The sequence below is a fragment of the Arthrobacter sp. MYb221 genome (genome assembly GCF_002979835.1).
In the GTDB taxonomy this organism is placed as follows: domain Bacteria; phylum Actinomycetota; class Actinomycetes; order Actinomycetales; family Micrococcaceae; genus Glutamicibacter.
Genome location: NZ_PCPW01000001.1, coordinates 456822 through 480396, shown reverse-complemented (window position 1 = coordinate 480396; position 23575 = coordinate 456822). Strand labels below are relative to the sequence as shown.

The following is a 23575-nucleotide window of genomic DNA, read 5'->3' as shown; positions in this document are numbered from 1 at the left end:
ACCCAGTTCGAAATGATTACCTTTCAGTGAAACCAATCTATCCTCGTTCTCCCCGCAAATCCTGCCAAACGCACCGGCCAATCGCTTGTATCCCATGCAGGTCTGTACTGTCTCACCAACTTCCTCAACACACTGCATGTCCGACTGCATTGCGAGGATCGTTTCTCGCATTTTGCGTCGGCTGTCGCGGTGCACAGCCAAGGCAAGATCCTAGGGATCCTCGCTTTGCCGCTCGCATCTGGCGGTGATCAAGCATACGACCTCGACCACCTACCTGCGTGCTGCCTCCGTAAATATTCGGAACCATTGCCTCCGAAACAACCATCTACAGGTTCATGGACCGGTTCAAGCAGAAGCCGGAACCGCTCGCGCGACGGTTCGCCACCCGGGGAACGCTGCTTGCGCTCTAAAGCCCGGGTTGATGCAGGATCCAGGAACTCCGGCCGGCTGGCTAGTTGCTCCAATTCGCTGATCATCGACTTCGGCGCATCGCTCGTGCACGGTCACTCAGAGAAACAACTAAAACGAATGCATCTTGGACGATTCAAGGTAAAGCAAGTGTGGGCGGGGCACGATTCGCAAGTTTCAATAGATACCATCGAAGTATGATGAATCAAACTGCAATATTTGTAGATGCCGGGTTTTTATTGTCTTTAGGTGGGCACAGGGTTGCTGGAACTACTCTCCGTTCGGCCTTTACGACGCATTATGAGTCTTTAGTTCGTGGAATAGTCCAGACTGTCAAGAAGAATACGGGCCTAAATAACCTTCGAGTCTACTGGTACGACGCTTCCAAGGACGGTCTATTTACCGAGCAGCACAAGCGTATTGGCCTGATTCCAGGTGTAAAAGTCCGGCTAGGCCGCATTTCCTATAATGGCGAGCAAAAAGGCGTTGATCTCCGGCTGGCCTTGGATTTGGTTGGCGTAGCACGACATGGATCGGCATCGGTCGCGTATCTTGTTTCCGGAGATGACGATCTGGCCGAAGCGGTAGAAGAAGCCCAAGACCTGGGCATGAAGGTCGTATTGCTTGGTTTGCAAAAGGACCAGAGTCGATTGGGAGTAGCCTCGGTTGCCGAACACCTAGCCCTGACGGCTGATGCAATTGAAGTGATGCCCGATTCCATTATTGATAGTTCATTCACCCGAATCATTGACTGGGATAAAGATCATTGTGATAAGACTGCATTGGTAGCCGGTGCGCCAACCGCGAAGCCTTCGACGGTAGCAAAACCTGGAATCCCCACCCCTGCCTTGCTGGCGCAAAAGGCGCAAGTTCTGCGCAGTGCCGAGCCAACAACTCAGGCGGAAGTCGTTTACTCCTCAGACAGCGAACGTTCTGGGTTCCATGGTCAAGCTGCCTACGAACAGAAGGAACTGACCGCGGCTGAAGAAATTGGGGCCAAGGTAGCCCAGTCCTGGCTTGCCAGCACTACCCAATCAGAGGTGGTTGAACTGGTGGCAGACAAACCGCAACTGCCGCCAGAAATCGACCGGACCTTGCTTAAGGACTGTGCCCAGGTGCTCGGAGAGTGGAAAACAGATCAACAAACTATCCGCCGTACCCTTCGTGGCGCTTTTTGGGACTATCTCGATCAGATCATGTGACGAGATGATCGCCTCGAAGAATCCAGCTTCCAGCACTGACTAAGGTAAATTTGTATCGTGACTTCTCAGCAGAAACCCTTTTACATCACCACAGCGATCTCATACCCGAATGGCACCCCTCATATTGGGCATGCCTACGAAGTTGTCGCAACGGACGCCATGGCGCGTTTCAAGCGGCTCGACGGGCATGACGTCTTCTTCTTGACCGGTACGGACGAGCATGGCCAGAAGATGATGCAGACTGCGGAGAATGAGGGCATCACCCCAGCGCAGCTTGCGCAGCGCAACTCAGATGCGTTCCAGTCGATGAATGATGAATTGGGCACGAGCTACGACCGCTTCATCAGAACCACAGACGCGGACCACCATGCCGCGGCGCAGGAGCTGTGGCGCCGGATGGAAGCCAACGACGATATTTACCTGGACAAGTACGCCGGGTGGTACTCGGTACGCGACGAAGCCTTCTACACCGAAGAACAGACCGAAGTTCGCGAAGACGGTATCAGGTACACGACCGAAACCGACACCGAGGTAACTTGGACCGAGGAAGAATCTTATTTCTTCCGGCTCTCCAAATACCAGGACAAACTGCTGGCTCACTACACAGAGAACGCTGATTTCGGCGCACCCCGATCGCGGTTCAACGAAGTTGTTCGTTTCGTTGAAGGCGGGCTGATGGATCTCTCGATCTCGCGGACGACCTTCGACTGGGGAATTCCGGTTCCCGGCAATGAGAAGCATGTCATGTACGTTTGGGTCGATGCCCTGACGAACTACTTGACCGGTGCAGGCTTCCCCGATGTGGAATCGGCATCTTTCCAGAAGTACTGGCCCGCAGACGTTCACGTGATCGGCAAGGACATTTCCCGGTTCCATGCCATCTACTGGCCGGCCTTCCTCATGTCGGCTAAGCTGCCGGTGCCCAAGCGCGTGATGATCCATGGATTCCTGCACAACAACGGTGTCAAAATGTCCAAGTCCTTGGGCAATACCGTGTCACCAGATGATTTTGTGGCGCGGTATGGACTCGACCAGGTGCGCTACTTCTTCCTGCGTGAGGTGACCTTTGGCGCGGATGGTAGCTACAACCATGACACCATCGTTGCGCGTATTAATGGCGATCTCGCAAATAATTTTGGAAACCTCGCCCAGCGATCGCTTTCCATGGTGGCCAAGAACTGCGGGGGAGTTGTGCCGGCCCCGGGACATCTGGTGGAAGCCGATGAGCAGATACTGGCTGCCGCCTCAAAGCTTTTGGAAATCAATCAGGAAGCATATAACCGCCAGGACTTCAGCCGGGCTTTGGAAGCCATTTGGCACGTCCTAGGCGACACCAACGCGTACTTCGCCGAACAGGAACCATGGAAGCTGAAGAAAACCGACCCAGCACGCATGGAAACGGTTCTCTACGTGACTATTGAAATCGTTCGCAAGGTCGCAATGCTCCTGCAGCCAGTCCTGCCGCAGACTATGACCGGCATGCTTGACCTGCTCGCTGTTGGCCAGGGGACCGCACGAAACTTCGAGAACTTTGACACCGTCCTGGTGCCGGGAACCGAATTGCCAGCCCCGGCTCCGGTTTTCCCACGGTACGAAGAACAGACGTAGCCGCAACTTTGTACGCGGCAAAAAGGGATTCAAGAATTACTGCTTAGTAGTGTTCTCATGTAAAAACGAGTAAATCTAAGTACGTTAGAATAGACGAGGCTTGACGGGCTCGGCTGAAGGTTTGTTGCAATTGTGAGTTGAATTTCGAGCAGGGAGATTCACCTCAGGAGCAGGCGAAACACTGAAATTATTAGAAAGAGGGGCATAGGAAATATGCAAAAACTTGTAGTAGTAGGCCAAGGTTACGTTGGGCTTCCACTTTCTCAGGGGGCAGCTCATGCGGGGCTTCAGGTTACTGGACTTGAATTGAACACGACCGTGGTGGAGAACCTCAATAACGGCATCTCCCACGTTGACGACATCTCTAACGATGACCTGTCAGTACTGCTGGATAAGGGCTACCGTGCTAGTAGCGATCCTTCTGTTATTGCCGATGCTGACGTAGTAGTAATCTGCGTACCTACTCCGCTAGGCGAAGCTGGGAGCCCGGACCTTGGTGCAGTCATTGGTGCAACGAAGACCATTCGAGACAACCTGTCGGGCGAAACTCTGGTTGTTCTGGAATCCACCACTTACCCAGGCACCACTGAGGAGATTTGCTTGCCGATCTTAACGGAGAACGGTGCAGTTCTCGATCAGGATTTGTTCTTGGCTTTCTCGCCAGAACGAATTGATCCAGGTAATCAGACTTACGGCCTGAAGAACACTCCAAAGGTTGTCGGCGGCATGACCGAAGTATCCGGAGACCGCGCTGTAGCTTTCTATAGCCAATTCGTTGATTCAGTAGTCCGTGCTAAGGGTGCCAAGGAAGCAGAAACTGCAAAGCTCCTGGAGAACACCTACCGCCATATCAACATTGCGTTGGTTAACGAAATGTCCAAGTTCTGCAACGACATGGACATTGATCTTTGGGACGTAATCAACGCTGCTAAGACCAAGCCATTTGGATTCCAAGCATTTTACCCTGGCCCAGGTGTAGGTGGACACTGCATTCCAATTGATCCAAACTACTTGAGCTACTCTGTTCGCAAGTCCCTCGGTTACCCATTCCGTTTCGTAGAGCTTGCCGAAGAAATCAACGCCTCGATGCCACGATACGTGGTTGATCGCGTGCAGAACGTGCTGAACGAATCCGGCAAGGCACTAAAGAATTCTAAGGTCCTACTTCTAGGGGTTACCTACAAGCCAGACATCGCGGATCAGCGTCACTCCCCAGCTCTGCCTGTAGCTGAGGCATTCTTGGAGCGCGGTGCAGACATCTCGTTCCATGATCCAAAGATCGGAGAATGGTTCGTGGGCGATAAGTCATTCAACCGTGTTGAATCCTTGGAAGATGCCGTTGCAAACGTAGATGTCGTGGTCTTGCTGCAGAATCACGTGAACTACAACACAGACGCTTTGGCTAACGCCAGCAAAGCATTCTTCGACACCCGCGGTGTTTCCACGGGTGACGCTGCAGAGCGTCTTTAAGTAGAGTGATTTTCGGATGATAAGAAAACTAAAAGGCTTTCAGCCTTGGCAAGTAGCGATCTTAGCCGCATGCACATCCGGATTTGTGCTCGCGGTGGCTGGAAGTTTATTGAAGCTTACAGTCCTAATCGTTGCTGGTCTTGGTATTGCCGTCCTCGGTACCTCACTTCTTCTGTTGCTTTTTAGCCGCCAGACTTGGCGTCAGCTGAAGAAGCTGGACTCGAAGGTTGGCGAGCTATCCTACGGAATGGAATCAGTAACTCTCGCGCCAAGCGTTGATGGATCTGGTAGTTCAAACGCGCCTGTCTCGAGGTTGCCTGCGGTTGGTCTTGACAACGAATGGGCTCGAAGAATGCCACACATTCGTCCCGAAATGGAGACTTTTGCTCTTCGTTCCAAGAGTCTCCGTGTTCGTGATGCGATTGCACTGGCCGCAACAAACGGCTCGCTTAAGTACAAGCCGCTTCGTGAATTGATTACCGTTGCCGACATGGGCATGATTGACCGTCAGCGATTGGAAGTTGTTCGTTCTTGGAATAAGGACATGCTTCTGACTCTCGCACGTCTTGCTGCAAACCAGCGTGCGCTTGAAAGCGACATGGCAGATGCTGCCCGTCTGTTCAACCTAGTCGAGCGTTATTTCGGAATCAAGGCTCTTGGACGGAACGATCGGCTGATCTTCGTTGAGGTCTTGACCGAGACTGGTGAACTAAAGAAACAACGCGAGGCCATTAAGCGCTTTGGCATTCGCAACAAGTTCCCTATTCAGGGAGAACTGCTGCGATTGAACTCAGTACACCAAACTGATGATGGTGTTTCTGAACGTTGGTTGGACGAGTTAAACGGTCTCTTTGCAAAGGAAGGCCTAGCAAAGGTTTACCTCGAAGACTCTGACTCGCTTGCTCCTATTGATCGTTTGCGAAGCAAAACCGAAAAGATCACCGATGGTCCTATGGTGTCTGTACTGGTACCCTCGTTCCGAGGTGGAGAGTTGCTCAAGACTGCGCTCATATCGCTGTTGGAACAGACTTGGGACGATATAGAGATTCTAGTGGTCGACGATTGCTCCGGTGCAGAATACGAACAGTACCTTGTAGAAGCAGAAGCCATGAGTCCAAAAATCAAGGTTCTGCGTCAGCCTGAGAATCTTGGCGCATACTGCGCTAGGAACGCCGCACTTGCAGTGGCCCAAGGTGAATTCATCACTGTGCACGACGATGACGACTGGTCGCACCCGGACAAAATTGCCCTGCAGGTCAAGCATCTGCTGGCAAACCCTGACGTACCAGGAAATATGTCCCTTCACGCCCGTTCCACCGATGAACTGAAGTTCCTGCGGATTAACAATAATCCGCAGTTTGCACAGCCGAACTTCTCGTCGTTGATGGTACGCCGTGCACTGTTTACTGATGTCGGTCCTTGGGACACGGTTAACCGTGGGGCCGATGCCGAGTTCCGTGACCGTGTTGTGAAGCGCTATGGTATGCCAATTCCTTCTGTAGGACAGATGGCGCTTTCCTTCACTCGAACTCGTGAAGGTTCGTTGACCGCAGGCGAGATGAGTCGTGGATTCATTGATCCTTCGCGACTTTTGTATCTTGCTAGCTACACGAAGTGGCACTCTGGATTTGCAGAAAACCCTGAGAGCATTCACCGGGGTCGGGATCGTGAATACCAGATTCCCTCGACGATGGAATCAGGTATGCGCGGTGCTGACTTGGGAACATTCGACGTCGTCTACGTCACTGATTTCCGTTTTCCAGGTGGCACCACCACGCTGACGCTTGCAGAAATGAAAGCGGTCGCTCAAAGTGGCAAACGTGTGGGCTTCATCCATCTGGAGTCACCTCTGAACAAGGCAACTACGCCAATCAGCGAGGTTTTATTCGAGCTTCAGCGTAGCGGCCAAGTTGAACAGGTCAGCCTCGGCGATGTTGCACATGTGCGTGTAATGATTGTCCGACATCCCACCGTCGTCACGTATCTGGAACGAGCAGATTCCAAGATTTCTGTCGACCGGGCACTTCTTATCGTGAACAACCCGCCTGTAAATAAGGGTGGTAGCGGTATGGTCTTCGACCTGGAAGTTTGCATCGAAAACATGGATCGTCTGTTTAAGACTGAGACCTATGTGATCGGTGAGTCTGATCTAACTCGAAAGCTATCCGCACCGCTGGTGCCGCAGTCGAGACTGTTGAACATTACCTGGCCTGGTGTCATCGCCAGCGGAAGTGTACCTTCCCCTGACTTTATCAAGAAGCCAGTATTGGGTCGGCACTCGCGCGATCATGGGTTGAAGTGGCCGTCCACTCTTGCGACGTTCCGTTCGGCATATGTCTCCGAGAACTACGAGACTAAGATCCTTGGTGGTGCTGACGAACTCCGCAAGAAGCTAGGAGAGTCAGCAACTGATGGAATTACTGTTCATGAATTTGGTGCGATGGAAGTAGATGACTTCCTGAGCTCTGTTGATTTCTGGGCGTACTTCCACGACGATAAGCTCACTGAGTCATTTGGTATGTCGACCGCGGAAGCAATGGCTGCAGGTAAGGTAGTAATTTTGCCGAGGTACATGGAAACTACCTTCGGCGATGGCGCAATCTATGCAGACGCCAACGAGATTGAAAGCCTGATCCAGCGCTACTGGGCAGATCGCTCGCTATACGAGGAGCAGTCGGAAAAGGCTAGAAATTATATTGCGACTCGGTACGGAATTGATTCCCTTATGCAACGACTTGAGTCAATTGACGCACCTGCTGTTGCCTAACTGCATCTGAAACTTATGGGAAATATATCTGTATGAGTTCGAGCTCATTAAGGGCATTTGCGCGCAGCCTAAGATTTAAAATCGATAGGCTGCGCGCAATATCCACGTATAAAAACATGTTTAGTGGAAATGTCGAGAACCTGACGTTTTCGAAGCCTAGCCTGAATAAGCCGCATGTTCTGTTTGTGACGAGCAATGGTGCAGGCATGGGGCATATTACTCGCTGTATGGCTATAGCTCATAGCGGAAGTAAAGACTTTCACGCATCTTTTGTCACCCTCTCATCTTCTGCAGAAGTTATAGGTCAGCAGGGCTTTGAGTACCTGCACTTCGCCAGTTCTGGTACTACTGGACAACCCGCTCGGGTTTGGAACAATAACTTTTACCAGTTCTTCAACGAGCTGACACGTAAGAATCACTTCGACGCCGTCGTATTCGATGGAACGTGGATTTACCGTGGATTGCTCGACATATTAGTTAAGAAACCAGACTTGAAGCTGGTTTGGCTACGTCGCGGACTGTGGAAGAAATCTGCAAGTATCGACCAGCTGCCTGAGATGGAAGCTTATTGCGCGCAGATTCTTACACCCTGGGACATCGGTGATCGACTGGACGAAGGCGCTCTTTCTCAGCGAAAGACGCAAACTCAAGTTCGGGGGATAGTTCTCTCTAATGGTGCTCTTTTCTCCAGAGAATCTGCGCTAGAAGAACTACGCTTGGCACCCGATAGAAACTACGCACTCGTTCAGTTGGGCGCTGGCAACATCAATGACATTTCTGACATACGCCAGAAAGTCACCACCGCGATTCGCGTGCAGTCGAAGGGGTCAGTTATTCCTGTGATTGCGTCTTCGCCACTTAGTAATCATGAGCAAAGTGACGAGAACTCGATTAGCATACGTAAATATCCGATTTCGCCGTATCTTCGCGCGTTCGACTTTGTCGTCTCTGCGGCTGGTTACAACAGCATCCACGAAATCATTAAATGGGAAGTGCCTTCACTTGTGATTCCCAATCTGAACGCGAGTACAGACGATCAGAAAACTCGCGCTGATGCCTTGTGCGACGATATAAAACACTTTACTGCTTTGTCAGACAATGAGATTGATACGTCCATTGGCGCTCTTCTGGGTTGGTCTGGAAACCGAGTGCAAAGCACGAAGCAGGTAGCTGGATACCTAAAATTCATCGACAACGGTAATGAAGCAGCCCGAGCAATTAGCGAAACTATAAGATTGTAGAATCACCAATTAGCCGCCCGAATGGAATGAAAGATAAATAGCATGCGAATCCAACTTCTTACTCATTCCTTCGGACCGGAAGTTTCTCCTCCGCAACGGCGGTGGTCTACATTCATTGAAACATTTCTTGCCAACGGGGCGGATGTTGATGTGATTGCGCCAAATCGTCAGTCGGATGAGACGTGGACGCCGTTTAGTGAAGTCGTGCTGGAAAAAGTAAGCGGTAGATTCTCTTTATACTCGTTTGCGTTTCGTTTCCGGGCACTTCGCTGGTATTCAAAGATTCTTGTCCAGTTCTTAATGATCCTTTTTATGATTCCTTGTGCTCTACGTGCACCTAAGCCAGATATTCTCATTGTTACGGTGCCGGCATTGCCGACTCTGGTAGCTGGATACATCATTTCCAAGCTACGGCGGGTTCCCCTCGTCGTTGAGATGCGGGACGCATGGCCTGAACTATTGGAGGAGTCGGGGGTAATCCATTGGAAAGCAGTAGAACGGATGGCAGTGCGGTGTATAACCCACATGCAAAGCACGGCTTCTAAAGTTGTCGCTGTCACGCCTGGGCACGCCAAGAAACTACTTAAGGGCGGCTGCAAGGATGTTGAAGTCGTAACTAATGGGTATCGCTTCAAGAAGTTCAATAGGACCAAAACCCAGTCTGGCAACGGCCCGCGTCCTCTTCGAGTCCTGTATTTAGGAAACTTAGGGGAAAGCCAAGGACTGCAGAAGGCCCTGGACATCGCGGCCGTATCCAAGGACTGGATGGATTTACGCATAGTGGGCAAAGGGTCTGCTCTACCTGCGTTACAAGTACGTGCTGACGAGTTAGGACTAAGCGGAGTGTTTTATCCGCCCGTTAAAGGTAGCGCTGTTCTTGACTGGTATGACTGGGCGGACACCTGCATAGTTTCCCTTCGAGAAGATTGGAAAAGTTTCGAATATACGGTTCCTTCAAAACTTTTTGAGCTTGCAGGATACGGCTGCCACATTACGGGTTTTGTGAGCGGTGAAGCGAAGGCCCTGATTCAGGATTATGAGCTCGGTTTTAGCTACACCGGTGATGTTCTCTCGATATCAAATTCATTGATGGCAGACGCTAGAAAAATTGTTGAATGGCAACCAAACTCAGAGTCTCTAAATGAGTTTAAGAAACGCTTTGATCTTGAACGTTTGGGGCTCGAATATTTCCGTCTCCTCAGGTCGCACTATCAGCAAATCGAAAGAAGAGAAGTTTGATGTCGGATCTTAGAGCTCGCGGACTACTTGCTGTATCGCGCATTGGCTTCAACGGCGTGAAAGAAGACCCTGTACACTTCGCGTTGTTGGTTTCACGTCGATTTGCGTCAAGCAGACTCTTTCTGGGGATCACCAAACGGATTGGTCGACTTCTCGAGGCCCATAAACTCTCTAACTTCGCATTTACTAAGAGAGTACGTAGTTCGATCTTCCTGCTAGATGGCAAGCCCAATGAGGCCATCGAATTGCTTAAAGACCAGCACGATGCGAAGTCAATGTGTGCGCGTGCCAGAATCTATGCGTTCTTGGGGGAGTATGAATTTGCTGTCGCTCAAGCAGCAAGTGCTGGAAAGGCCGGGCGGCGACTAGTTAAGCAGTACGCTGCGGAGAAATCTGTACTGTCTAAGCCGCTGATCGATCAAGATAAGACTCTATCTGTCATTCGAACCAACCATAAACGTGTCCTGCACCTGCTGACTAATTCGCTCCCGTTCACAAATAGCGGCTATACACAACGAAGCCACAGTGTTCTAAAGTCCATTCAGAAGACTGGATGGGAAGTAGTCCCATTTTCACGGGTTGGTTATCCGTGGATTGTAGGAGTACTTCCGAATTCCGACGCTGACGACATTGACGGGGTCACGTATCGTCGGCTATTGCCTAAGGTTCTTCCAGCGACAGCAACTGAACGCTTGTCCGTACAGACAGAACTTTTATCGAAAGCCGTAGTTGAGTTCAAGCCGGCAGTACTGCACACTACGACTGAGTTCTTGAATGGCATATCTATCAAAGATGTGGCTCAAAAGGCGGAGCTCCCGTGGATCTATGAAGTCCGGGGGCAACTTGCCGATACTTGGCTGTCCGGATGTGCAGATCGTAGTAGGGAATCCTTCCGGTACATAAACTTCAAAGCCAGGGAATCAGAGATAGCGAAGTCTGCAGACGCAGTCATCACTCTTGGAAGCACCATGAGGGACGAGCTAATTGCGGCGGGAGTGGATCCTCAGCGTATTCTGATCTGTCCGAACGCCGTCGGCGAGGAATTCATCGAGAACGTGCCAGACAAATCCACGAGCCGACAGAAGCTCGGACTAGCGGACGACTGGCAGCTGATCGGTACTGTTTCAAGCCTCGTTGGTTATGAAGGACTCGACCTTCTCGTTAGGGCGTTTGCGGAGCTTTCGTCAAACCATCCAAAATTGCGGCTCGTGATCGTCGGCGACGGCACCGAGCGGACGAGCCTCATCAATTTAGCCGATGAATTAGGCATCAAGGACCGGGCTGTATTCCCCGGCCGAGTTGAGAAGAGCAAAGCTCGGCTATATCATCGAGCGTTGGATGTTTTCGTTGTTCCTCGTCGTGATTTGGATGTTACACGCGCAGTGACACCTCTTAAACCAGTAGAAGCTATGGCTTTCGAAGTGCCGGTTGTTGCTACGGATCTTCCCGCATTGCGCGAGATCGTGGATGATGGCGTGGATGGATTGCTCTTTGAGGCAGGTGACCAGTTCGATCTTGCCGATAAGATTCGTGTTTTGCTAGATGACAAAGCAATGCGAGACACGATGGGGCGGGCTGGGCGTATGAAAGTCCTGTCTACGAGGACATGGGCGGCCAACGCGGAGAAGATTACCAGTCTGTACAGTTCGTTGTGTGCTGGAAGAAGTGAGCAGTAGAGATCCTAAATCGCAGTACTTCAAACTTGATCGACTAAGCGTAAATAATCCTCGGAAGTAGAATTAGAATGTCTGAAATTGATGTCTGTGTCGTGGGCATGGGATATATTGGGTTGCCCACGTCGGTTGTATTAGCCGAAGCGGGTTGGCGCGTACATGGAGTAGACATTAATGAACGAGTCGTAGACGACTTGAGCAACGGTATAGCTACCTTCGAAGAACCGGGGATCTCCCCGGCACTCAAAAGCAGCATTACGACCGGATATCTCACTGTGTCTACCGTTCCACTAGTGTCGAATACGTACATTATTGCGGTGCCAACGCCTATTGATTCAAGCAACGAGCCGGATACCTCATACATTCGATCGGCAATAGAATCGGTAGCCCCTTTAGCTAAAGCCAATGATCTCTTCATTTTGGAAAGCACTTCGCCAGTAGGCACAACCGAAATGATCCGTGAAGTCTTGCTCGGTCTGAGACCTGACTTAACGGAATCCCACTTGTTCTTCGCTCACTGCCCAGAACGTGTGATTCCTGGCCGTATGATGGCGGAAATCGTCACTAACGATCGTGTCGTAGGTGGGTATGACGAGATCTCCGCGGAACGTGCGGCGAATCTGTATCGCTCATTCTGTCAGGGTGAAATACACCTCACTGATGCCCGCACGGCTGAACTAACCAAGCTGACCGAAAACTCTTTTAGAGATGTCAACATCGCATTCGCCAACGAGCTGTCAATCGTTGCTGACCATCTCGGCGTTAACGTCTGGGAAGTAATCGAATTGGCCAACAAGCACCCACGTGTTCAAATTCTTCAGCCAGGACCAGGCGTTGGTGGTCACTGTATTGCTGTTGATCCATGGTTCCTTGTCGCGTCGGCGCCTATGAAGACTTCTTTAATCCGTTCAGCGAGGAGCGTTAACGATTCGAAACCTAAGTTTGTGGTGGAGAAGATCGCTGATCAACTTCGCCAGAAGAATCGAGATAGTCTAGCGCTCTTAGGATTGGCTTTTAAAGCAAATGTGGATGATCTTCGAGAATCCCCGGCCGTCAGTATCGTGCAAGATCTAGCTCGACAGTATCCAGATGTTACGCTAAGCGTTGTCGAACCTTTTATCGATGCGCTTCCGCAGGCATTGCAAGAATTCGATAATGTGAAGCATACAGAACTTAAGATTGCGCTTGAGAATGAGGACTTGCTCGTATTGCTAGTTGACCACGACATCTTTAAAATGATTCCGGAGAGTACTTTGGTTGGCAAAGACTTGGTGGACACGCGCGGTCTGTGGAAAGAATTGGATATCTAGTCCGTGGAAGCAAAGAAACTGCTGGTCATCTTTGGAACGCGTCCGGAAGCTATCAAAGTTGCACCAATTATTCAGGCAGCTAAAAAATCTGCTCAGTTAGAGTGTGTGGTTGCCGTTACTGGTCAGCATCGCGAGATGTTGGACCAGGTAAATACCCTCTTCGGTATCGTCCCTGATTTCGATCTAGACGTTTTCTCTAAGAGCCAGTCGTTGAATCGACTGGTTGCACGCATCATTGACGGCCTGGATGGCGTTTTCGATGCGTGTGCTCCCGACGCTGTACTAGTGCAAGGCGACACAACCAGCGCCGTGGCCGGCGCCATTGCGGCGTTTTATAGGGGAATACCGGTGGTCCATGCGGAGGCCGGGCTCCGTAGCTACAATTTGTTCTCGCCTTTCCCAGAGGAAGCGAACCGTAAATTAGCGAGCCAACTTGCAACACTGCATCTCGCACCGACGATGTTTAACAAACGAAATTTGATGAATGAGGGAATCGGCGAAAAAAGCATCGTTGTCACGGGTAACACGGTGATAGACGCTTTGCTTGAAACGCTCTCGGATGAGATTAGCTTCTCTGATCCGCGTCTTTTGGCATTAGAGTCCTCGGGTAGACGACTGGTCACTGTCACGACGCATCGTCGTGAGAATCATGGTTCCAGGATGGCATCCATCGCTAAGGCCATTGCGGTTATTGCAGAGATGGTTCCAGACACGGAATTCATTTTGCCACTGCATTGGAACCCCGCTGTACGCGACCAGATAATTCCAGCAATTACTGGGCTTGGCAATGTTTTGGTAACCGACCCTCTGAACTATGCAGAATTCACGAAATTACTAAGTCTATCCACTATCGTACTCACTGACTCGGGTGGCGTTCAGGAAGAAGCACCTAGTTTGGGTAAGCCAGTGCTTGTTATGCGTTCTAACACAGAACGACCGGAAGGTATCGTTGCTGGGTCCGTTAGATTGGTGGGAACTGATGCCGGAGACATCGTCAGGGAAATGTTGAGTCTTTTGGGTGATCAGGATGCATTCAACTCAATGGCTAATGCAGTAAATCCATATGGTGATGGTAGCGCTTCGTCAAGAAGCATAGCGGCGATAACGGAACTTCTTGGTGTTGGAGCACGAGCAGAAGAATTCAATTCTTGGAATCCGAGCGAAGAACAACTGGTTCGTGCAGCTCAAATGATTCAAGAGTAGACTTCGTTCCTATAACAAGGCTTTTCTGGAATCCACTGGCCGAACAAGGATGACTCAGGCGCTGACCACACCAGTTTGGTAGGCGATCACCACGGCTTGGACCCGATCACGGGCACCGAGCTTGGCAAGAATGTGACCCACATGAGTTTTTACCGTGGCTTCGGATAGAAACAGGTCTCTCGCTATCTCTGGATTCGAACGTCCCAAGGCGATGTGTCCAAAGACTTCGCGTTCACGAGGCGTCAAGGACTCCACGGCGGACATCAACGTATCGTCGGTTTGCGATGAGCGTTTTAGCAGCGGGGCCATGTGGTCCAGAAGCCTTCTTGTCGTCGAAGGCGCGATCACGGCATCCCCGCGGTTTACCGTACGCACGGATTCCAGCAGCTCTTCGGGAGGGGCATCCTTGAGCAGGAAACCGCTCGCTCCAGCCTGAATGGCGCTGAACGCATACTCGTCCATATCAAACGTGGTCAGCACGATGATGCGAGGCGCCTGTCTGGATTGATCCTTAGAAGTCAGTAGCCGTTCGGTCGTTTCGATTCCATCCATTTCCGGCATGCGGACGTCCATCAATATGACATCTGCAGTGGCCAATGAGGGAGAAGCCAACGCCTCGCGTCCGTTGGAAGCTTCGGCGACTACATTCATATCCGGCTGGGAATTGATGAGCATTCGGAAACCGCTACGAACCAGAAGCTGGTCATCGACCAAGGCGACTGTAATTGGCTCACTGGGGGTCATTCTTTTTAGTCCTCGGAGTAGGGGATGAACACAGAGACGGCAAATCCTCCGCCTGGGTGCGGAGCGGCGGTACTGGTTCCATCGTATAGGGAGACTCGTTCATGTAATCCGCGCAGACCTTGGCCGGTGCCTGCGACGCCCAGGCTTCCTGCACCCCGGCCGTCATCGATGACGCTAATTTCGACGCCTCGATTGGTCCAGCTCAGAGTCACATGCGTGGTTGATCTTGGGCCTGCGTGCTTCATGACATTAGTCAGCGCTTCCTGCACGCAGCGGTACGCGGTCAGCTCCGCTCCGGTTGGCAGCTGGCGACGCGGCGACCCTTTGACCTGAAAATAAACTTCTACGCCGGACTTCATGGCAGTTTCAACCAACTCTGGAATGTTTTCCAGTGTCGGCAACGGGCGGTGATCAACCTCTTCATCTGTGCGCAGTACGCCCAAAAGGCGTCGCATTTCACGTAGTGAAGAACGCCCCGCGTCAGAGACCGTCTTCAAGGTTTCAATCGCGATGTTTGGGTCCTTGACTGCCGCGTATCGTGCCCCATCTGCCTGGGTGATAATGACCGAGAGCGAGTGGGCCACGATGTCATGCATTTCTCTGGCGATATGGTTGCGTTCATCCGAGGCAGCCAGCTCACGTTCAATCAGCCGTTCGTTTTCCAGACGTTGTGCATGGGCGCGCAAGGCATTGAGGGTTTGCCGCCGGCTTCGGGCGAGATCACCAAAGGTCCAGGCCAGCGTTACCACCAGCGATAAGCCTACAAAGGAGATGATCATGTCAAAGGATATGTTGGCCTGACCGTAGGCGCCCGGGCCAAAGATATTTGAGGTTGCAAGAATCGCACCCAGCAACCCCACGCCTAGGGTAGCGAAAGATTGCCAGCGTTTTCCATAGACGGCCATGGTGTAAATCAGCAAGGGAACCGATAGCTGCGAGGGAAGGAAGATTCCCTGGAAGAACAATTGCATGAGGTGAGCGAAGGCTACGACAATCGTGACGGCCCATGGATAGCGGCGGCGAACCATCAAGGGGGCCGATTGCAAAATGGTGATGGCCAATAAACTAAGGGCGAATCCCATGCCGCCCCCGGCGCCCATGGCAAGCGCGAATCCTGTGCACATCAGTGTGTAGAGTGCGCCGGTGAACAAATCGATCCGGACAGGGTTCGAGCGAATCCACCGGTCGATGCGCCGGTGTGGGTTATTAAAGATCAACGGTTCCCTCGTGCCTAAAGACTGCTATGTCTCGAGTCTAGTCAGCGTTCAGGGCTGCGTCCTCATGCCACGGTTTGATGTTCTCATGACTTACATTGAAATGATTCTCAGTATTTGAGATGGGTTCTCAAATGGTGGATTTGCTTCGTTATGATGAAAACATGGGAAACGTCATTAATATTGCTGTCATTCCAGGCGACGGTATCGGCCCAGAAGTGGTTGCCGAGGCCGTGAAGGTCCTGAAGTTCGTGACCAACGGTGGAGGCCAACAAGTTGATCTCACCGAATACACGTTGGGTGCGGAACACTGGCTCAAGACGGGGGAGACTCTGACGGATGAAACGCTTGAAGCTATCAAACAGCATGATGCCATCCTGTTTGGCGCGGTCGGCGCGGCTCCTGGCGACACAAGAATCCCCTCGGGAATCATTGAGCGTGAGCTCCTGCTGAAGCTGCGTTTCTCGTTGGATCATTTCGTGAACCTGCGCCCTGCCAAGCTCTACGCTGGAATCGAAAGCCCGCTGGCCAACCCGGGCGACATTGATTTCGTGGTCGTTCGCGAAGGAACGGAGGGCCCGTATGTCGGAAATGGTGGCTCGGTGCGTACCGGCACCCCGCATGAAATCGCGACCGAAGTTTCAGTGAATACCGCCTACGGTGTCGAACGTGTAGTTCGTGATGCCTTTACCCGTGCAGCCGCCCGCGAGCGCAAGCACGTGACCTTGGTCCACAAGCACAACGTGTTGGTTTATGCCGGACATTTGTGGCGGCGCACGGTTGAGATGGTGGCAGCGGAATTCCCCGAGGTGACCCACGACTACCTGCACGTTGATGCTGCGACCATCTTCTTGACTACCGATCCATCCCGGTTCGATGTCATTGTGACCGATAACCTATTTGGTGACATTCTCACCGACCAGGCCGGCGCCATTACCGGTGGCATTGGACTGGCGGCCAGCGGCAACATCAACATGGACCGCACCTACCCGTCCATGTTCGAACCGGTCCACGGCTCTGCTCCCGACATCGCCGGCCAGCAGAAGGCTGATCCGACCGCCGCAATTCTGTCGGTGGCCCTGATGCTGGATCACCTCGGCATGTCTGCGGAAGCGGCTACCGTTGAGCAGGCGGTCGAAAAAGAGATCACTTCACGCCAAGAATTGACCGATCACCGCACCACAAGCGAGATTGGCGATGCAATCGTCTCGCTACTGGCATAAGCTAAAAGCGATGTAACTCGATTAGCCGCTAATCGAGAAGCAAATCCACGGACGGGTGTTCCGCCAATGGCGTGGGGCACCCGTTATTCGTTAATTGAGCAAGGAAGTCCTGAGGCAGATGGAATTCAACGAAAATCTTTCATCGAATCGCAAGAGCGCAGAAGAACGCGCCGCCGTTCTGGCCAACCCGGGGTTCGGCGACTTCTTCACCGACCACACCGTGGTCATTGACTGGACCGCAAGCTCCGAGCCCGGCTCGGGGCAGTGGCATGACGCGCGGGTTGAGCCGTACGGGCCGATAGCCATGGATCCTGCCGCTTCGGTATTGCACTATGGCCAGGAGATCTTTGAGGGCCTGAAGGCCTACCGCCACGAAGACGGTTCGGTCTGGACCTTCCGCCCCCACGCAAACGCTGCTCGCCTGAATAAGTCGGCAGCTCGTCTCGCCTTGCCGCAGCTTGATGATGAAGTCTTCGTTGAGTCCCTGCGCAGAATCGTTGCTACCGACATTGAGTGGGTTCCAACCGGTGAGGGGGAGGCTCTGTACTTGCGCCCATTCATGATCGCTACCGAAGCGTTTCTGGGTGTACGTGCGGCACGCGAAGTCTCCTACCGTGTGATTGCTTCACCGGCCGGAAACTACTTCGGTGGAGAGCTGAAGCCGGTGGGGATTTGGGTATCCAAGAACTATGCACGCGCTGGCCGCGGTGGCACTGGATCGGCCAAATGCGGTGGCAATTACGCGGCGTCGTTGGTGGCTCAGCTCGAGGCAGAAGAGAACGGCTGCAAGCAAGTACTCTTCCTTGACTCTTTCAACGACAATGCAGTGGAAGAGCTCGGCGGAATGAACGTGTTCTTCGTGACCAAGGACAAAAAGCTGGTCACTCCGGCGCTGACCGGCACCATCCTCGAAGGTGTCACTCGTTCCTCGATCATCCAGCTTGCCAAGGATCGCGGTATGGAAGTTGAAGAACGAAAGATCACTTTGGATGAGTGGCGGGATGGCATCGCTAGTGGAGATATCACTGAGGTCTTTGCCTGCGGCACCGCTGCGGTTATCACTCCAATCGGCGTGCTGAAGAATGGCGACGAACTAATCGGTAATGAAAATGCACCGGCAGGTGAAAACACCATGTCGATCCGTGAAGAGCTGCTTGGCATCCAGCGTGGAACCGTAGAGGACCGTCACGGTTGGCTGGAGCGCTTGGCGTAGGTCATTGAATGAAGTCATCGAAGGGCCGTAGGGAAACCTGCGGCTCTTCGTATTGTATTGGCGATATTAGAAAACCACATGAATTTCTCAGAGAGTAGTTCAACAGTGATTCGTCGTTGCCGCCGCAAGGCTCCGTCATTTTAGAATCCGCACATTAGGCTGGTTCGACATACCAGACGCACGCGAAATCAGTTGTAGTTCAGGATTGATTGCTAATGTCGATAACCGTATTTGGATTCGATTTGGGAGCAAAATTAAGTGATTGAAGGCGAAAATGGTCTATCGAGGAATTTGGCTCGTCGAAGCATCTTATCCATAGCATTGGCATCCTTCGGTTCTGTTATCTGCGCCGGAGCCATTAACCCAGGTACACACGCGACTAGACGAAAAAACGTGAGTCGCGACTCGTCGGCCTTCGACCATTGGAATGAGCGCGATAGGAAACTGCTAAAACCGCTGAAGCGAGTCGAGAAAACTTCAGGTGCATTAAGGGAACACGAAAGTGCCTTTCCCATGACGAAGATTGACAAGGTTCTAGAACTTCATGATTTCGGTGGTTTGGCCAAGCCTTGGTTTGCTGTAACGATTATCGGTGTCTCTAATCAATTGCAAATTCTCGATCCAGAGCAGGACACACCGATTTATGTCCTTACCGTGCCCGACAGCCATGATGGAGGGATTGGCGCATTGGTATGGGATCGTGTTCGAAAGTGCATTTTCCTTACCAGCTCAAATAAAATACACACATGGTCTGCAACGACGCCAGAGCGAGTGATGGAATACGCGAGTATTCCCGAGGCCAGTTCCTTATATGGAGTTCAACTGGACTCTTTGGGTAATGTCTGGGTGGGCGCATATCCAACGGGAGCCGTGTACGGGATTAGCTCGGCCCATAAGATAATAACTTCGACAGGTAAGCTGGCGCCTGACACGGACTATGCCAGGCGCTTGGTAATAGATGATGAAGACCACATCTGGGTTGGGACGGGGTCCTTGAACCCGAGGATTTTTGTGTTCCCTTCCAACACTCCACAGGAGGTGCAAGAAATTAAACTCCCAAAACCTCAAGCAAACGGATTCATTTCGACCTTATCGGTTTTGGGCGATCGGCTTGTGGTGAGTGTGAGCGGTATTTCTGAACAGCTAGTTTTGAATACAATTACTCGAAGTTGGGAAGAACCGATTCATCGTGTCTGGTCAGGTCGTATTGCTTCTTCGGCAAAGCGTGTCGGACTGCAGACAGTGTTCTATACCATTTCTAATGGCGTGCTCTATGAAACTGATACTAGAACTTGGAACGAAAAGAAACTCGGGGCGGTACCAAGTAATTCCATAATGAGCATTACAGTCGAACCTAGACGTGTGTTGCTCCTACAAGCAGTGCCAGATGGTTTGAGTTTGATGTATATCAATGCTCAATCAATGACGCGGTTGCAAACCAAAAGAATTTTTCTTGAGAGCGGCGAGTTTAAGATTCAATCCCTGATGGGGCATTCGGACGGCAACATATATATCGGCGGTTACATGGGAGACGGAATCGCGTCTGTCAATCCCGACTCGGGGGCACGATGGATGTCCCCACCTGGACAGAATGTGATTAATCAAATTGAGGGGATGATTGAGTATGATCCGTCGAGCCTATATATCGGTTCGTACGGCTATGCGGACATAGTAAGCGTCGATTCGAATCGCCTAGATAGCAACCAGGGATATTTTCGGCTTGAAAGGCTGGAGCGTAAGTACGGCCAGTCAAGACCATTTGGGTGGGCCGCAAACTCAAAAAATGTTTTTTTTGGAACCGTTCCTGACTATGGCAGGTCGGGGGGTGTTCTAGGAATGATTTCTCCAAGCAGAAATGATATTGACTGGGTTTTGGACGGAGGCGGCGAGGGGTTTATTAGAGCGCATTCGATTATCGGGCTCTCGGCAGATGAGACACACGTATACGGAACGACGTCGGTTCGAAACGGTTACGGTATTCCGGATACAAAAGGACCAGCGAAAATCTTTAAGCTTGAGATTACGAGCAAGCGTTTAGTTTGGGTGAGTTCCCCAATTGCGGACACGGGTGCACTTTATGCTCCAAACCTTATCGCCGGGTGGCTAGTCGTCGCTGATATTGAGGGCATCATTATTATTGATCCGGTGGACGGTTCGCTGGTCAGGAAGCACCGTTTATCACCAACAAACAATTCGCAGCGACGAGCTGGATGGGCAAGCGCTGACATTGCAATCGCCAGCGATGGAAAAATTGTTCATAGTGCTGCGGATACGACTACTGTCGTTGATTTTTTGACTGGTACGAAATCGATGATTGGTAATAGGGAATCCGAAGCAAAATTTGGTTATCGCCTTGCTTCATTGCCAACGGGACGTGTTTTCGGAGTCCTAAACGACACTTCACTCGTCGAATTGGATCTAACACCTCGTCCCAACGTATAGGGTGCGAGCTGACCACTTGACCAAGAATCAGTATGTAAGTGTTTGACATGCCCTAGGCTTATTACTATGCGCATTGCCAGATTTGTAGTTGATAGCGACCCAATGTACGGAGTCGTTGACGGAAACGATGTCCATGTTTTGGCTGGTGACCCTTTCTTCCAGGGCATCAAGACCACGGGTGCCACGCACCAATTAGACGATGTACGACTTGTTGCACCGATCATTCCACGGTCAAAAGTCATTGGATTTGGCCGGACCTACGGCGAGCATGCCAAAGAGCTCGGCAATGAGGTTCCTAGCGAACCGCTGATGTTCTTGAAGCCAAACACCTCGGTGGTTGGGCACGGCGACCCGGTGACGCTTCCTTCGTTCTCCGAGGAAGTTTCCTTCGAAGGCGAGCTGGCCGTGGTCATCGGTCGTATCTGCAAGGATGTCCCTGCCGAAAAGGCAGCGGACGTGATCTTCGGATACACCGTGGCCAATGACCTCACGGCTCGCGATGCCCAGCGCACCGACCCGCAATGGGCGCGCGCAAAGGGCTTTGACGGCGCCTGCCCGCTGGGACCCTGGATTGAAACGCAGCTGGAGAACCCGGATGACGTGGGAATCGTCAGCCGAGTTAATGGTGAAGTCCGCCAAGACGGATCGACCAGCGAGATGATCTGGTCGGTGAATGATCTGGTTGCTCGGGCATCCGAAGCTTTCACGTTGCTACCCGGCGACGTGATCCTCACCGGCACACCAGCAGGTGTTGGGCTGGTCGCTGAAGGCGACAACGTCGAGATTGAAGTTGAAGGTATCGGAACGCTGCGTAGCGTCTTCCGCCGCTAGGCCAAAGTGACCGGCAACGGCCGGCTCAACCGTAGCGCGTTGGTCTTCGCATCCTTTTGTGATGCGAAGACCAACGCGCTATTGTGCTTCTTGCCTTGCAACGAGACTAGAATGAAAACACCATGACTGATCTATCGCTGATTCCTACCGTGACCGACGAAACCCCGGTTCGCGTTCGTTTCTGCCCATCGCCTACGGGCACTCCACATGTTGGCCTGATCCGTACCGCCTTGTTCAACTGGGCATACGCACGCCACACCGGGGGCAAGATGATTTTCCGTATCGAAGATACGGATGCGAAGCGCGACTCCGAAGAAAGCTACAACCAGCTGCTGGACGCCTTGGCGTGGCTGGGCATCGATTGGGATGAAGGCGTCAATGTCGGTGGCCCGCATGAGCCTTACCGCCAGTCCCAGCGCGGCGACATCTATCAGGATGTCATTGCAAAGCTTCGCGCTGCCGGGCACGTCTATGAGTCCTACTCCACCCCGGAAGAAGTCGAGGCTCGCCACAAGGCGGCAGACCGCGACCCAAAGCTGGGTTATGACAACTTTGACCGCGACTTGAGCGACGAGCAAATTGCCGCGTTCAAGGCCGAGGGCCGCGAACCGGTGCTGCGTATTCGCATGCCAGAAGAAGACCTCACCTTCACCGACTTGGTCCGTGGCGAAATCACGTTCAAGCCGGGCACCATTCCAGACTTCGTGGTGGTTCGGGCAAACGGCCAGCCGCTGTACACCCTGGTTAATCCCGTGGACGATGCCTTGATGGGCATTACTCACGTGCTGCGTGGTGAAGACCTGCTCTCGTCCACTCCTCGCCAGATCGTGCTCTACCGCGCCCTGATCGACATCAAGGTGGCTCAGTACATGCCACTGTTCGGCCACCTTCCCTACGTGATGGGCCAGGGCAATAAGAAGCTCTCCAAGCGAGACCCCGAGTCGAGCCTGTTCTTGCACCGCGACCGCGGCTTCATCCCCGAGGGATTGCTGAATTACCTCTCGCTCCTGGGCTGGTCGTTGAGCGCAGATGAAGACATCTTCACTCGTGAACAGCTAATCGAAGCCTTTGATGTCAAGGACGTGCTGTCTAACCCCGCACGGTTCGACCTGAAAAAGGCGGAAGCCATTAACGGCACCCACGTACGCCTGCTCGGGCCACAGGACTTCCGCGACCGGCTGGTTCCGTACCTGCAGGCTGCCGAGCTTGTTGGATCCGAACTTACCGCTCGTGAGAACGAAGTCCTTGATGCGGCTGCACCGTTGGTCCAGGAACGCATTGGGCTATTGGGCGAAGCTGCAGAGATGATGGAATTCCTCTTCAAAACTGATGACCAGATCGTGATTGACGACAAGGCCCTGAAGGGAATGCCAACGAACCTTGTCGAAGTCGTAGAAGCGAGCATTCAGGCTTTGGAGGGCGTTCAGGCCTGGAACGCCGAAACCATTCAGGAAGCGCTGCGCGCCAAGCTGATTGACGAGCTCGGATTGAAGCCACGTCAGGCTTTCGGGCCGGCACGTGTCGCTGTCTCCGGAAAGCGAGTCTCGCCACCGCTGTTCGAGTCAATGGAAATTCTGGGCCGGGAATCCAGCCTGAACCGTCTTCGCGTGTTCGGTGAATCCCGCTAGCAGGGTAAAACCTGAATGAGTGAAATAAAGAACGCCTTCGATATCTCTGTCCTTTCGGATGGACGTATCGAAGGCGTTCTTTTTGATATTGAAGATACTTTAACGGATTTGCGTACGGTGCCATCGAGGCATTCATCGCGATGTCCGCCGAAAAACTGT

Annotated in this window: 16 protein-coding genes; 14 read left to right on the top strand and 2 right to left on the bottom strand. The window is 52.2% G+C overall.

Going from position 1 to position 23575, the window contains the following annotated elements; genetic code table 11:
• The first annotated feature begins 605 nt into the window (after window positions 1–605).
• From CQ015_RS02235 to wecB, 9 genes are all read left to right on the top strand, one after another.
• Window positions 606–1610, top strand: coding sequence for an NYN domain-containing protein (locus CQ015_RS02235; RefSeq protein WP_105649249.1), 1005 nt, complete (start codon window positions 606–608; stop codon window positions 1608–1610).
• Window positions 1611–1667: 57 nt separating this feature from the next.
• Complete coding sequence (gene metG / locus CQ015_RS02230) at window positions 1668–3218, top strand: methionine--tRNA ligase (protein WP_181150331.1); 1551 nt, start codon at window positions 1668–1670, stop codon at window positions 3216–3218.
• A 213-nt stretch (window positions 3219–3431) separates the two neighbouring features.
• Complete coding sequence (locus tag CQ015_RS02225) at window positions 3432–4688, top strand: nucleotide sugar dehydrogenase (RefSeq protein ID WP_105649247.1); 1257 nt, start codon at window positions 3432–3434, stop codon at window positions 4686–4688.
• A 16-nt stretch (window positions 4689–4704) separates the two neighbouring features.
• A complete protein-coding gene (locus tag CQ015_RS02220; protein WP_105649246.1) occupies window positions 4705–7455 on the top strand; it encodes a glycosyltransferase in 2751 nt (916 codons plus the stop codon).
• Between the two features lie 32 nt (window positions 7456–7487).
• Complete coding sequence (locus CQ015_RS02215; protein ID WP_146114000.1) at window positions 7488–8696, top strand: glycosyltransferase; 1209 nt, start codon at window positions 7488–7490, stop codon at window positions 8694–8696.
• 42 nt (window positions 8697–8738) lie between these two features.
• Window positions 8739–9935 carry a glycosyltransferase family 4 protein gene (locus CQ015_RS02210; RefSeq protein ID WP_105649244.1) on the top strand — a complete coding sequence of 399 codons (1197 nt, stop codon included), beginning with the start codon at window positions 8739–8741 and terminating at the stop codon, window positions 9933–9935.
• Window positions 9935–11611 (top strand): glycosyltransferase family 4 protein, encoded by a 1677-nt coding sequence (locus CQ015_RS02205; protein WP_105649243.1) that lies wholly within the window; start codon window positions 9935–9937, stop codon window positions 11609–11611. The genes CQ015_RS02210 and CQ015_RS02205 overlap by 1 nt, the downstream gene beginning before the upstream one ends.
• Window positions 11612–11679: 68 nt before the next feature.
• Complete coding sequence (wecC, locus tag CQ015_RS02200) at window positions 11680–12918, top strand: UDP-N-acetyl-D-mannosamine dehydrogenase (RefSeq protein ID WP_105649242.1); 1239 nt, start codon at window positions 11680–11682, stop codon at window positions 12916–12918.
• Window positions 12919–12921: 3 nt separating this feature from the next.
• Window positions 12922–14121, top strand: coding sequence for a non-hydrolyzing UDP-N-acetylglucosamine 2-epimerase (gene wecB, locus CQ015_RS02195; RefSeq protein WP_105649241.1), 1200 nt, complete (start codon window positions 12922–12924; stop codon window positions 14119–14121).
• A gap of 54 nt (window positions 14122–14175) precedes the next feature.
• On the opposite strand, the gene CQ015_RS02190 is transcribed toward wecB, so the two are convergent.
• Window positions 14176–14865 carry a response regulator transcription factor gene (locus CQ015_RS02190; RefSeq protein WP_105649240.1) on the bottom strand — a complete coding sequence of 230 codons (690 nt, stop codon included), beginning with the start codon at window positions 14863–14865 and terminating at the stop codon, window positions 14176–14178.
• Window positions 14866–14870: 5 nt separating this feature from the next.
• On the bottom strand, window positions 14871–15989 hold the full coding sequence (locus CQ015_RS02185; protein WP_258138417.1) for a sensor histidine kinase: 1119 nt from the start codon (window positions 15987–15989) through the stop codon (window positions 14871–14873).
• A 254-nt stretch (window positions 15990–16243) separates the two neighbouring features.
• On the opposite strand from CQ015_RS02185, the gene CQ015_RS02180 reads away from it, so the two are divergent.
• The 5 genes from CQ015_RS02180 to gltX all read left to right on the top strand — a co-directional run bounded on the left by CQ015_RS02180 (window position 16244) and on the right by gltX (window position 23416).
• Window positions 16244–17302 carry a 3-isopropylmalate dehydrogenase gene (locus CQ015_RS02180; protein ID WP_105649275.1) on the top strand — a complete coding sequence of 353 codons (1059 nt, stop codon included), beginning with the start codon at window positions 16244–16246 and terminating at the stop codon, window positions 17300–17302.
• A gap of 118 nt (window positions 17303–17420) precedes the next feature.
• Window positions 17421–18515: a branched-chain amino acid aminotransferase gene (locus CQ015_RS02175; protein ID WP_105649238.1), complete on the top strand. Its 1095-nt coding sequence runs from the start codon at window positions 17421–17423 to the stop codon at window positions 18513–18515.
• 258 nt (window positions 18516–18773) lie between these two features.
• Window positions 18774–20957 (top strand): hypothetical protein, encoded by a 2184-nt coding sequence (locus tag CQ015_RS02170; protein ID WP_146113998.1) that lies wholly within the window; start codon window positions 18774–18776, stop codon window positions 20955–20957.
• Window positions 20958–21023: 66 nt separating this feature from the next.
• On the top strand, window positions 21024–21788 hold the full coding sequence (locus CQ015_RS02165; RefSeq protein WP_105554566.1) for a fumarylacetoacetate hydrolase family protein: 765 nt from the start codon (window positions 21024–21026) through the stop codon (window positions 21786–21788).
• 122 nt (window positions 21789–21910) lie between these two features.
• Window positions 21911–23416 (top strand): glutamate--tRNA ligase, encoded by a 1506-nt coding sequence (gene gltX, locus CQ015_RS02160; protein WP_105649236.1) that lies wholly within the window; start codon window positions 21911–21913, stop codon window positions 23414–23416.
• Window positions 23417–23575: the final 159 nt, after the last annotated feature.

Bases quoted from the DNA above. Each gene is read 5' to 3' on its own strand.
- CQ015_RS02235 (WP_105649249.1), top strand. From the start codon at position 606: ATGATGAATCAAACTGCAATATTTGTAGATGCCGGGTTTTTATTGTCT.
- CQ015_RS02225 (WP_105649247.1), top strand. From the start codon at position 3,432: ATGCAAAAACTTGTAGTAGTAGGCCAAGGTTACGTTGGGCTTCCACTT.
- CQ015_RS02220 (WP_105649246.1), top strand. From the start codon at position 4,705: ATGATAAGAAAACTAAAAGGCTTTCAGCCTTGGCAAGTAGCGATCTTA.
- CQ015_RS02215 (WP_146114000.1), top strand. From the start codon at position 7,488: ATGAGTTCGAGCTCATTAAGGGCATTTGCGCGCAGCCTAAGATTTAAA.
- CQ015_RS02210 (WP_105649244.1), top strand. From the start codon at position 8,739: ATGCGAATCCAACTTCTTACTCATTCCTTCGGACCGGAAGTTTCTCCT.
- CQ015_RS02205 (WP_105649243.1), top strand. From the start codon at position 9,935: ATGTCGGATCTTAGAGCTCGCGGACTACTTGCTGTATCGCGCATTGGC.
- wecC (WP_105649242.1), top strand. From the start codon at position 11,680: ATGTCTGAAATTGATGTCTGTGTCGTGGGCATGGGATATATTGGGTTG.
- CQ015_RS02190 (WP_105649240.1), bottom strand. From the start codon at position 14,865: ATGACCCCCAGTGAGCCAATTACAGTCGCCTTGGTCGATGACCAGCTT.
- CQ015_RS02185 (WP_258138417.1), bottom strand. From the start codon at position 15,989: ATGTGCACAGGATTCGCGCTTGCCATGGGCGCCGGGGGCGGCATGGGA.
- CQ015_RS02180 (WP_105649275.1), top strand. From the start codon at position 16,244: ATGGGAAACGTCATTAATATTGCTGTCATTCCAGGCGACGGTATCGGC.
- CQ015_RS02175 (WP_105649238.1), top strand. From the start codon at position 17,421: ATGGAATTCAACGAAAATCTTTCATCGAATCGCAAGAGCGCAGAAGAA.
- CQ015_RS02165 (WP_105554566.1), top strand. From the start codon at position 21,024: ATGCGCATTGCCAGATTTGTAGTTGATAGCGACCCAATGTACGGAGTC.
- gltX (WP_105649236.1), top strand. From the start codon at position 21,911: ATGACTGATCTATCGCTGATTCCTACCGTGACCGACGAAACCCCGGTT.